This window comes from Actinokineospora sp. NBRC 105648 (assembly GCF_030269645.1).
Classification (GTDB): Bacteria; Actinomycetota; Actinomycetes; order Mycobacteriales; family Pseudonocardiaceae; genus Actinokineospora.
Genome location: NZ_BSTR01000049.1, coordinates 49,336 through 60,530, shown reverse-complemented (window position 1 = coordinate 60,530; position 11,195 = coordinate 49,336). Strand labels below are relative to the sequence as shown.

Annotated in this window: 9 protein-coding genes; 2 read left to right on the top strand and 7 right to left on the bottom strand. The window is 70.7% G+C overall.

The window, feature by feature from the left end; genetic code table 11:
* Positions 1–380: 380 nt before the first annotated feature.
* The 7 genes from QSK30_RS30130 to QSK30_RS30100 form a co-directional block, all read right to left on the bottom strand.
* Positions 381–812, bottom strand: coding sequence for a hypothetical protein (locus tag QSK30_RS30130; RefSeq protein ID WP_285508030.1), 432 nt, complete (start codon positions 810–812; stop codon positions 381–383).
* A gap of 78 nt (positions 813–890) precedes the next feature.
* Positions 891–1,298, bottom strand: a complete 408-nt coding sequence (locus QSK30_RS30125; protein WP_285508028.1) for a PaaI family thioesterase — start codon at positions 1,296–1,298, stop codon at positions 891–893.
* Entirely contained in the window at positions 1,295–2,050 is a 756-nt protein-coding gene (locus QSK30_RS30120) for a thioesterase II family protein (RefSeq protein ID WP_285508026.1), read from the bottom strand. Before QSK30_RS30120 ends, QSK30_RS30125 begins: the two co-directional genes overlap by 4 nt.
* Positions 2,050–3,012, bottom strand: a complete 963-nt coding sequence (locus tag QSK30_RS30115) for an LLM class flavin-dependent oxidoreductase (protein WP_285508025.1) — start codon at positions 3,010–3,012, stop codon at positions 2,050–2,052. Before QSK30_RS30115 ends, QSK30_RS30120 begins: the two co-directional genes overlap by 1 nt.
* Positions 3,009–4,571, bottom strand: coding sequence for a long-chain-fatty-acid--CoA ligase (locus QSK30_RS30110; RefSeq protein WP_285508023.1), 1,563 nt, complete (start codon positions 4,569–4,571; stop codon positions 3,009–3,011). The genes QSK30_RS30115 and QSK30_RS30110 overlap by 4 nt, the downstream gene beginning before the upstream one ends.
* Complete coding sequence (locus tag QSK30_RS30105) at positions 4,568–9,499, bottom strand: type I polyketide synthase (RefSeq protein WP_285508021.1); 4,932 nt, start codon at positions 9,497–9,499, stop codon at positions 4,568–4,570. The genes QSK30_RS30110 and QSK30_RS30105 overlap by 4 nt, the downstream gene beginning before the upstream one ends.
* Positions 9,500–9,523: 24 nt before the next feature.
* Complete coding sequence (locus QSK30_RS30100; protein WP_285508020.1) at positions 9,524–9,934, bottom strand: acyl carrier protein; 411 nt, start codon at positions 9,932–9,934, stop codon at positions 9,524–9,526.
* Between the two features lie 200 nt (positions 9,935–10,134).
* On the opposite strand from QSK30_RS30100, the gene QSK30_RS30095 reads away from it, so the two are divergent.
* Together QSK30_RS30095 and QSK30_RS30090 are read left to right on the top strand one after the other, a co-directional pair.
* A complete protein-coding gene (locus tag QSK30_RS30095) occupies positions 10,135–10,623 on the top strand; it encodes a hypothetical protein (RefSeq protein WP_285508019.1) in 489 nt (162 codons plus the stop codon).
* A gap of 8 nt (positions 10,624–10,631) precedes the next feature.
* Complete coding sequence (locus tag QSK30_RS30090; RefSeq protein WP_285508017.1) at positions 10,632–11,195, top strand: DUF3558 family protein; 564 nt, start codon at positions 10,632–10,634, stop codon at positions 11,193–11,195.

Sequence of the window (11,195 nt, the reverse complement as noted above, 5' to 3'; positions counted from 1 at the left end):
CACCGCGGTGGAGAGAAAAGGGCAGGGTAAGGGCATCCCCACCCACGGCAAGTTTAGCGGCACTCTCCCCCCACACGAAGCAAGTCCACTAGATCGAGCATCCGTAACGGGACTTGCGTACCAGCGAAGTCGGCCTCACCGCTGCGGTTAGCTGGGGGAAGCGGTTGATGATGAAGGAAAAACGGACAAGGAACTGAAAGGAAGAGGAGAAGGAGGAGGAGGGACCGGGAAGGAAGCGGGACCGGAAGGTCGGGACGCGCGAAAGCCGCCTCCGTTGTGGAGGCGGCTCTCACTCTGTTCTGGCTGTAGCAGCAGAGTTCTGGCTGCGCGGCCTGCTTGCCGTTCTTGCCGTGTGGCCTGCTTGCCGTGTGGCCTGCTGGCTACTTGGCGTTCTTGACCTTGTTCAGCGCGAACAGCTGGAGCAGCGCGAAGCCGCCGACCGTGCCCGCCTGCAGGATGGTCCACACCGTGCCCACCGTGTTCGCGCCCATGATGCCGAAGACGGCGACCACGACGCTGGCGACGGCCCAGAGCAGGTTGGCGTCGATGATGACCGTGGTGGCGGCGCGGGAGGGCGACTTGGAGGCGGCGACTGCGGCGACACCCAGGCCGAAGACGGTCAGGAAGATGCCGATGCCTACCAAGCCGGAGGCGGAGACGCCCAGCAGGTCGGCCGCCCAGGTGGAGAAGAGCAGGTAGATCAGGCCGTTGCCGGTGGTCACAGCGGCGTCCAGGGCCAGGAAGCGGCGGAGCAGGGTGACCGCGGGCGTCGCGGCCTTGAGGTCGGTCGGGCGAGAGGCGGTCGTGGTCACGATGTCTCCTTCGGTAGCTCGTTGGGTACCAGCCTGCCGGGGTCGACGAGCGATAGCGATTACCCGGGAGGTCATGAATCAGCGCCGGGGGTGCAGGACGGCCTGGGTCTGGGTGGTCTGGGCGACCAGGGCACCGGTGTCGTCGAGCAGGTTGGTCTGGGCGACGATGAACTGGGCACCCACGTGCATCGGGGTGGCCACGGCCGTGACCACGCCCGCCCGGACCGCGCGCAGGAAGTTCGTCTTCGACTCCACTGTGGACGTTTGGGCGCCCGCCGGGAGGTTGAGGTAGGCCAGTACGCCGCCCACGGTGTCGGCGATGCCCATCAGGGCGCCGCCGTGCATGACCGAGAACACCGTGCAGCGCTCCGGTGACCAGTCGAGTTCGGCGCGCACCTCCTCCCTGGTCGCCGTGACCAGCCGGACGCCCAGCAGCCGGGCGAAGGGCAGCTGGGCGAGCAGCAGTTCCTCGGCGGGGGCGGTCATGCCGGGGCCAGCCTGCGCACCAGGTGCCGGGTCAGGTCCGCGGTGACCGCGACCGCGTGGTCGGGGTTGTCGATGTAGAAGTGGTCGCCGGTGAACTCGCTGTTGCCCAGGTACTCGGTGGTCCTGGTCTGCCAGGCGACCATCGCGCCCGGCGACATCAGCGGGTCCTGCTTGCCGCTGTAGGAGACCAGCGGGATGTCGACCTCGGCGGCGTCGTCGACGTAGGTCGAGACGACCGCCAGGTCCGCGCGCAGCGCCGGGATGATCATCTGCATCACCTGGGGGTCGCCGTAGACCTCCTCCGGGAACGAGCCGAGCGTCTTCATCCACTCGATCAGGTCCGGTTCGGGCATCTGGCTCTGCTCGTAGGTGGCCTGCTGGAAGCCCTCCGGCGACCAGCCCGAGGCGCCGATCAGGATCGGGCCGCGTTCGCCGTCGCGGCGCAGGCACACCGCCACCCGGTAGGCCAGCTGCGCGCCGAGGCAGTGCCCGAAGAAGGCGTACGGGCGGTCGTCGAGCTCGTCGAGCAGCGCGTCGTAGAGCGCGTCGACCAGCGGCTCGATCTCCATGAACGCGTCCTCGCCGAACCGCTTCTCGCGGCCGGGCAGGGACACGATCTGCTGGGCGAAGTCCGGGGTGAGCAGACCGTCCCAGTTCCGGTAGATCGCGCCGCCGCTTCCCGCGTGCGGGAACAGGAACAGCCGCAGCGGGGCGTCGGCGCCGACCTCGGCGGGTTCGAACCAGCTGCCCATCAGAGGATCCCCCGCACCGCGGGCAGCACGGCCTCGGCCAGCTGCTCGAGCTGGTCGCCCGGGTCGAGCGAGCCGATCCGGATCACGATGTGCCGGGCGCCCGCGCGGATGTAGCCCGCGAGCCACTCGGCGCAGTCGTCGGCGCTGCCCCAGCCGTAGGCCTGGAAGGTGGACATGACCTCGAGCGAGCGGCCGTAGTAGCCCTGGAGGTAGTCCTCCAGCTGCGCCTTGGCCTTCACCGCGTCCGGGTTGATGTTCACCGTGGCGTAGAGGCCGGGGGTGATGTGCCGGTCGCCCGCCTGCTCCTGGATCTTGTCCCACGCGGTGGCGTAGGCGGAGTCCGTCGGCAGGAAGGGGAGCCAGCCGTCGTAGAGCTTGGCCACGCGGGCCAGCACGCGCGGGGTGTCGCTGCCCGCGAGCCACAGCGGCGGGCCGCCCTTGGTCGCGGGCGCGGCGAGCCGGTCCAGGCGCTCGGTCTGCCACAGCTTGCCGGTGTGCGCGGTCTCGGCGCCCTCGGTGCGGGCCGACCACGCGGTCTTCCAGTAGCGCGCGGTCTCGTCGAGCCTGCCGACCCGGCCGTCGAACGGCACGCCGACGGAGTTGAACTCGTCCTCGCTCTCCGGCATCGGGAAGCCCGCGCCGAGGCCGAGGACCAGGCGGTCGCCACCGGAGGCGTGGTCGAGGCTGGTCACCATGTTGGCGCCCAGCAACGGGTGCCGCAGCGACGCGGTGAGCGCGCCGGTGCCCAGGGTGATCTTCTCGGTGACCGCGGCGGCGGCCGAGAGCACCACGAACGGGTCGAGCCGGGTGCGGGCCACCAGCGAGTCGCCGGTCCAGAGCGAGTCGTAGCCCAGCGCCTCGGCGCGGCGGGCGAAGTCCAGCAGCGGGCTGATGGAGAAGTCGTCGAGGATGGCCATCTCGCGGGTCGGCAGCAGTGCGCCGATCCGGACGGTGCTGGTCACGAGGCGTTCCTTTCGGCGGTGGGCAGGCGGTCCTCGCGCAGCACGCGGCGCAGGATCTTGCCGGAGGGGTTGCGGGGGATGGACTCGACGAACTCCCACTCGGTGGGGATCTTGTAGTCGGCGATGCGGCCGGACAGGAAGACCATCAGCTCGCGCGGGGTGAGCGGTTCGCGGGCGATCACGCAGGCGTGCACGGCCTCGCCCCACAGCGGGTGCGGCAGGCCGATGATCGCCGAGTCGGCGACGGCCGGGTGCCCGGCCAGCGCCTTCTCGATCTCGGCCGGGTAGATGTTCTGCCCGCCCTGGATGATCGTGTCGTTGATGCGGTCGCAGAGGAACAGGTAGCCGTCCTCGTCGAGGTAGCCGGCGTCGCCCATGTGCAGCCAGTCGCCGATCAGCGTCTTGGCGGTGGCCTCGGGCAGGTTCCAGTAGCCCAGCATGTGCGCGGGCGTCTTGATGCAGACCTGGCCGATCTCGTTGGGCGGCAGCACGTTGCCCTGGCCGTCGATCACCTTGAGCTCGTGGCCGGGACACGCCTTGCCCGCGGCCTTGAGCAGCGGCGAGCCGGGCACGTGGTCCTCCGGCGGCAGCGACACCGCGCAGGTGCCGGTCTCGGTGGCGGCGTAGATCTGGGCGAACTCGCAGCCCATCACCTCGATCAGCCGCTCCAGCAGCGCCGAGGAGATCGGTGCCGCGCCGTAGGCCACCTTGCGCAGCGAGGTGAAGGTGTCCGGGCCGACCTTGCGCTCCTCGATGAGCATCTGCAGCATCGCGGGAGCGGCGAAGGTGATCGTGACCCCGACTGTCTCAATGAGGCGGACGGCTTCCTCGGAGACGAACATCCGCATGACCACGTTGGTGGCACCGGCGTTGAAACCGTGCATGAACCAGCCCATGCCCGCGATCCCGAAGCCGGGCAGCGAGATCAGGCTGCGGTCGGTCGGCAGCCAGTCGAGCCAGGCCACACCCGCCTCGGCCATCGCCTCGGGCAGGGTGAAGAACGCCCGGTTGGCCAGCACGACGCCCTTGGGGAAGCCGGTGGTGCCGCTGGTGTAGATCTGCAGGATCGCGTCGTCCGGCCCGGTCGGCGCGGTCAAGTCCGCAGTGGACCCGCCGTGCTGTGCCTTCCACTCCTGGAAGCCCGCGGCGCGCTCGTCGGTGTCGAGCTCGACGACACCGGTCAGGTTCGGCAGCTCGTCGCGGATCTTCTCGGCCAGCGCGGTGAACTCGCGCTCGACGAAGAGCAGCGTGGCCCCGGAGTCGCGCAGGATGTGGTCGACCTCGTCGGCGGTGAGCCGCCAGTTGACCGGGACCAGCACGACACCGGACTTGGCGCAGCCCAGGGCGATCTCGTAGTAGTGCTCGGACTCCAGGCCCAGGTAGGCCACCCGGTCACCGGTGCGCAGGCCCGCGGCGAGCAGCCGGTGCGCGGTGCGGTTGGACTCCCGGTGCAGCTCGGCGTAGGTGACGACGCGGTCCTCGCAGAGCACCGCCGGGTGGTCGCCGCGCTCGGCGGCGTGCCGCGCCGAGGTCGCGGTCAGCGTCCAGTCGCTTCTCATCTTTTCTCTCCAGCGAGGCTCAGGTCCACGAACTCGGCCAGCAGGGTCGGGGTCGGGTAGTCGAAGGTGACCCCCGACGGCAGCGGCACGCCCACGGCGCCCTCCAGGGTGTTCTTCAGGTCGACCGAGGCCAGCGAGTCCATCCCCATCCGGACGAACTCGGTGCCCGCCTCGATGTCGGCGATGTCCTCGACCTGCAGGATCCGCGCCACCGTGGCCCGGATGAAGTCGCGGACCGCGGCCACCCGCTCCTCGCGCGGCAGCGCCCGCAGGGCGTCGGGGTCCAGGCCCCGGTCGCCCTCGACCGCGGTGAACAGCTCGCTGTAGAGGCCGCTGACCACGGGCTTGGCCGCGGTGAACTTGGCCCAGTCGACCTCACCGGCGGCGACCTGCGGGGCGCCGTTGCCGAGCAGGGCGGCCAACGCCCGCAACGCCTTCGTGGGGGTGAAGAACCGGACACCCTCGTGCTCGAGCGCCTTGACGTGCAGCTCGCTCAGCCGGGCGGACATGCCGACCTCCGACCACGGACCCCAGTTGACCGCCAGCGCGGGCAACCCTTGGGCGGCGCGGTAGTGGCAGAGCTGGTCGAGGAAGGCGTTGGCGGCGGCGTAGTTCGACTGCGAGACACCACCGACGACCGCGGCGGCGGAGGAGAAGGCGACGAAGAACTCCAGCTCGGGGATGTCCTTGGTGGCCTCGTGCAGCAGCCAGGAACCGTAGACCTTCGGGCCGAACAGGCCGTCGATCGTCGCCCAGGTCTGCGCCGGGATGGGCGCGTCGGCCAGGCCACCGGCGGCGTGCACCAGACCACCCAGCGGGAGGTCCAGGCTCGCGAAGATCCGCTGGACGTCCTCGGCCTTGCCCAGGTCACCCTGCAGGACGGTGACCTTCGCCCGCTCGTTCAGGCGCTCCCAGACGTCGATCGCGTCGGCCGCCGGGGTGGCCCCGCGGCCGACCAGGGTGACGTGCCGGGCGCCGAGGTCGACCAGCTTCTCGGCGGTGACCAGGCCGAGCGCGCCGAGACCGCCGGTGACCAGGTACGTCCGGTCGTCGCGGACCTCGACCTTGCGGGCGACGTCGGCCTCGGCGTCGTAGGCGCGCAAGCGCTTGGCGTAGCGGGTGCCGTCGCGGTAGGCCACCTGGAAGTCGCCGGTGTCGCGGGAGCGCAGCTCGTGCAGCAGGCCGTCGACGCTGTCGGTGTCGATCAGGGTGGGGCGGTAGGTCGGGTACTCGTTGAGCAGCACCTGGGCGAAGCCCCACAGGGTCGAGCCCGCGATCCGGGTGTCGGTGTCGCCGGGCAGGACCTGGGCGTGGTCGGTGACCAGCCAGAGCCGCTGCGAGCGGCCGAAACCGCTCTCCGACAACGCCTTGAGCGAGTCGAGCAGGCTGGTGAAGTTCAGCTCGTTCTCGGCCCGCAGACCGTCCACACCAGACTGGTCGAGCGACCGCCAGAACCACACCACGTCGGTCGGCTCGTCGGCTAGGCGCTCGGTGCCGAACTGGACGTCGACGCCCGCGACGTCGGCGGCGGCCGCCAACTCGGGGTCGACCTCGCGGCCGAGGACCACCACGCGCCGCGGGGCGAGCGCGGACGTCGGCTCCTCGGCGACCTGGGCGACCCAGTGCAACCGGTGCAGGAAGTGCGCGGGGGCGCCCTCGCGCAGGCCGACCTCGGACAGCTCCGCGACCAGCCGGTCGCCCTCGTAGACGGCGATGTCCACCCGGGTGTCCTCGTCGACCAGCTTCGGCTCGCCGGGCCGGACGACGATCCGCAGGTCCGCTGAGCGCGGCTTCTTGGCCAGCCGGACGGAGCCGACCCGGATGGGCGTACCGCCGTCGAACAGCGCCGACGGCAGGTACTCGCCCAGCTCGGTGGTCAGCGGCGTCGACAGGCCGTCGAACCCGCTCGGTGCGTCCGGGAGACCACCGATGGTCGCGGTGGCGGCCACGGTCTCTCCGATGTGGACAGTCACCTCGCCGTCGCGCAGCACGGTCCGGACGTCGACGCTGTCGGCGTCGGCGTTCTCGGCGACCGGGTGCAGCCGCACCTCGGACACCGCGCGGGCGATCTCGCCGTACACCTTGTCCTGCAGGGCGAACAGCAGGTCCAGCAGCGCCTCGGGGCCGGGCGCGGTGGGCACGGTGGCCCGGAACTCGCGGACGCCCGCCTCGCCGGTGACCTCGGTGCCCAGCACCGGGTGGCCGCCGCCGCGGGTCTGCGCCCACGCGCCCTTGCCCTCGGGCAGCCAGTAGCGCTTGTGCTCGAAGGCGTAGGTCGGCAGCACGAGCGTGGTGCCCGCGCGGTCGCCGTGGAAGTTCGCCCACGCGACGGTCGCGCCGGAGGTGTAGAGCTGGGCGACGGACTTGCGGACGGTCGCGCCCTCGGGGTCCTTGGGGTGCACGCTGGTCAGCCAGCGGTGGTCCTCGGCGGTGACGCACTTCTTGGCCAGCGAGGTCAGCGCGCCGGACGGGCCCACCTCGATGAACACGTGCTTCCCGCGCCGCTCCAGGGCCTTCATGCCCGCGGCGAAGTTGACCGCCTCGCCGATGTGGCGCACCCAGTACTCCGGGTCGGAGATCTGCGCGACCCGGGCGACCTTGCCGGTGAGGTTGGAGATCAGCGTGAGCTTGGGCTCGTGGAAGGAGATCTCGGCCAGCGCGGCCCGGAACTCGTCGAACACCTCGGTCATCAGCGGCGAGTGAAACGCGTGCGAGACGGCCAGCTGCTTGACGTTGACGCCCTGCTCGGTGAGCTTGGCGGTCACCGCGGCCAGCGACTCGGTGCCACCGGAGACCACGCACTGCGACGGCGCGTTGTACGCCGCCATCGCGAGGTCGGAGTAGCCCGCCAGCAACGGGAGCACGTCCTCGGCGGGCGCCGTCACCGCGGCCATGCCACCGGGTGCGGTGACCGACTGCATCAGCCGACCTCGGGCCGCGACCAGCTTGATCGCGTCGGGCAGCGTGAACAGCCCGGCGACCGTGGCCGCGACGACCTCGCCGATGCTGTGGCCGATGAGCGCGGCGGGCTTCGCGCCCCAGGAGATCCAGAGCTGCGCCAGCGCGTACTCGAGGGCGAACAGCGCGGCCTGGGTGTAGCGGGTCTGGTTGATCGCGCCGTCGTCCTCGGCGTTGCCGAGCACCAGGTCGCGCACGGAGCGGCCCAGCAGCGGCTCGAACAGCCGGTCGGTCTCGTCGAGGTGCGCGGCGAAGACCGGGTGCTCACGGTAGAGCGAGGCGCCCATGCCGAGGTACTGCGAACCCTGGCCGGTGAACAGGAACGCGATCTTGCGCGAGTCACCCGCACTGACCCCGTCGGTGTCCCGGCCCAGCAGCGCGTCGAGCTCGTCGCGGTCGCGGACCAGGCCCGCGACCCGCAGCGAGAAGTGCGAGCGGCCGGTGGTGACCGTGCGGCACAGCTCACCGAGGTCGACGTCCGGGTGCGCGGCCAGGTACTCCCGGTACTGCTCCAGCTGCGCCTTGAGCGAGCGCCGGTTCTTCGCCGACAGCGCGAACACCTCGCCCGCGACCGGACTCGGCCGACGCTCCACAGTGGACGTGGGTGGCGCCTGCTCCAGCACGGCGGCGGAGATGGTACCGCCGAAGCCGAAGCTGTTGACCAGCGCGCGCTTGGTCTCCGCCTCCCACGGCCGCACCTCGGTGGGGATCTCCACCGGGTAGCTGGCCCACGGGATGCGGCCGGAGGGGTTGGTGTAGTTCAGGTGCGGGAAGATGCGCGACTCGCGCAGCTGCAGCACGGTCTTGATCACGCCGACCACACCGGCCACCGGCTCCATGTGGCCCAGGTTCGTCTTCACCGAACCCACCACCACCGGCGCGTCCTTGGTGTGCGACTGGGCGAACACGTCGGCGATGGCGCCCATCTCGATCGGGTCGCCCAGCGGGGTGCCGGTGCCGTGCGCCTCGACGTAGGAGATGTCCTTGGGCGCGAGCGCGGCGGCGGTGATCGCCGAGCGCATCACCTTCTCCTGCGCGGGTCCATTTGGGACGGTCAGGCCGGCGCTGTCGCCGTCCTGGCCGACCGCGGTGCCGCGGATGAGCGCGAGCACGGTGTCACCGTCGCGGCGGGCGTCGGAGAGGCGCTTGAGCACCAGCACGCCGCAGCCCTCGGCGCGGGCGTAGCCGTCGGCGGACTCGTCGAAGGTCTTGCACTGGCCGTCGGTGGCGAGCATGTTCGCCGCCGAGAAGATCACCTGGGTGCGCGGGTGGTGCAGCGCGTTGACACCGCCCGCCAGCGCGATCTCGCACTCCCGCGAGCGCAGGCCCTTGACGGCCAGGTGGATCGCGGTGAGCCCGGACGCGCAGGCGGTGTCGACGGTCATGCACGGCCCGTGCCAGCCGAGGAAGTAGGAGAGCCTGCCCGAGAGCGGGAAGAACGTCACCCCGGAGGCGAGGTGGCCGTCGAGCTCGGGGTAGGCGAGCTGGTCCATCTCGAAGGCGTAGTCGATCGAGCTGGCACCGACGTAGACCCCGCCGTTGCCCTTGCGCAACGGGGTGGGGTCGAGGTTGGCGTGCTCCAGGGCCTCCCAGGCGGTCTCCAGCAGCAGCCGCTGCTGGGGGTCCATGTACTGGGCTTCCTTGGGCGAGATGTTGAAGAACGGCGCGTCGAACAGGTCGAGCCGGTCCAGGTAGCCGCCGTTCTCTGCGCGGATCTTGCCCTTGTCGTCGGGCCCCTGCGGGGTGAACGCCTCGGCGTCCCACCGGTCGCGCGGCAGCGGCGAGATGCCCGAGCGGCCCTCGCGCAGGAAGTCCGCGAACTCGGCCGGGGTCTCGCTGCCACCGGGGAACTTCAACCCGATGCCGACGATGGCGATCGGCTCGTACTTCTCCAGCAGCAGCGCCCGGATCGTGGCCTGCTGGCGCGCCAGCTCGTCGGTGCGACCGGTCTGGTCGTCGGGCTTAGCCATGTCCGCCTCCGGTAGGTGCGCCCGCTAGGCGCTGTACAGGTCCTTGAGCAGGTCGTCGACCAGCGCGCGGTCGCCATCGGAGACATCGCCGCCCGAGTCGGACGGGGCGGCGGCCCGCGCGGTCGGCTGGGGGAAGAGGTCGGTGAGCACGTCGGTGCTCAGGTACGCGACCAGCTCGCGCACGGTCGGTCGGTTGAACAGGGCGTTGGCGCTGATGTCGCAGCCGAGCCGGTCCTCCAGCCGCCGCTTGACCTCGGTGATCCGCAGCGAGGTCAGCCCGAGCTCGAAGAACGCCTTGTCCAGCGGCAGCCCCTCGTCCTCGGTCATCAGCAGCGCGGCGCGGAACTCGGTCACGACCACCGACTCCAGTGCTTCGAGGCGCTCGTGCCCGGGCAGCGCGAGCAGCGCTTGGACGGTCTCGGTCCGGTCGGTCATCGCACGCCTCCGCGACTGGGCTTCTGGTTCGCCGGAATCGGACCACGCGCGCCTGACCTGCTCCTGATCACCGCCTGACACGCGGCCGTTGGTGTGAACGCGGCGGGCGCGCTGGCATTCACCCGACAACAACCTGCCGAAATACCGCGACCCTCGGTAATGTCCTGCGCGGCCGAACACGCCCGTCGTCAAGGGGAGCCATGCCCGAAGGCACACAGCCGTCCACGCCGATTCCGCCGCGGACCCCGGCCGACATCCGGGAATGGGTCCGGGCGCACCCGCACGACACGGAGTCGGACGGACCGTGGGGGTCGATTTTCGGGAACTTCCTCCAGGGATTGGAGGAAGCGGCCGCGGTCGCCGGGGCGACTGGTTTCGCCATCTCCCCGGACATCCGCGCGGCGATCGTCACCCAGCTGACCACGGTCAAGGACAGCGTCGAGCAGATGTCACGGGCGACCCGCCAGATGTCCCTCGACATCCCGCTCGGTGGCGGTTTCGCGCACGAGATCAGCAGGTTCAACCAGGACTTGGCCGCGGGCGGCCCGGAGTCCGCTCAGGAGCTGCTGACCAGGTTCAGCCAGCACATCGACGAGCTGAAGGCGGCCGTCGAGTCCAACACGACCGCCTACAGCCACGCCGACGACGAGCACGCCGGGGCCCTGCGCGCGATCGGCGGTCCCGAGTGAGCGGGTCCGTGCGCGCACTCGGTGCGGTCTTGGCCGCGCTGGCGGTGCTGACCGGGTGTTCCGGTGGCGCGGTCAGCGGTAGTCCGCAGGCGGCCACCCCAGCGGTGACGACCCCGGTGGCGGAATCCGAGTCCGCCACCACGAAATCCCCGCCGACGACCGCCAGCGGATCATCGGCGTTGTCGCGGATCGAACCGTGTGAAATGTTCTCGGATTCGGAGCTGGCCCAACTCGGCGTAGCGGGCGGGGAACCCGCGGACACCGCCAAGTCGCGGGGATGCGACTGGACCAAAAGCGGCGACTACGGATTCGGAATCAGCATCCGCGAGAACTTCAGCCTCAAGGACGCCGACTTCCAGGGTGGCGTGCCGACGCCGGTCGAAATCGGCAGGCACGAGGCCACCGAACTGGCGAACCTGGGCGGCGGCGCGGGTGGCTGCGACATCTACGTCGTGATCACCGAAATGTCCTCGGTGCAGATCACCGCCACCGCCAGCGGGTTGAAGGACACCGCGAAGGCGTGCGCCAAGGCCCTCGTCGTCGCGCGGATGATCGACCCGAAACTGCCGTAG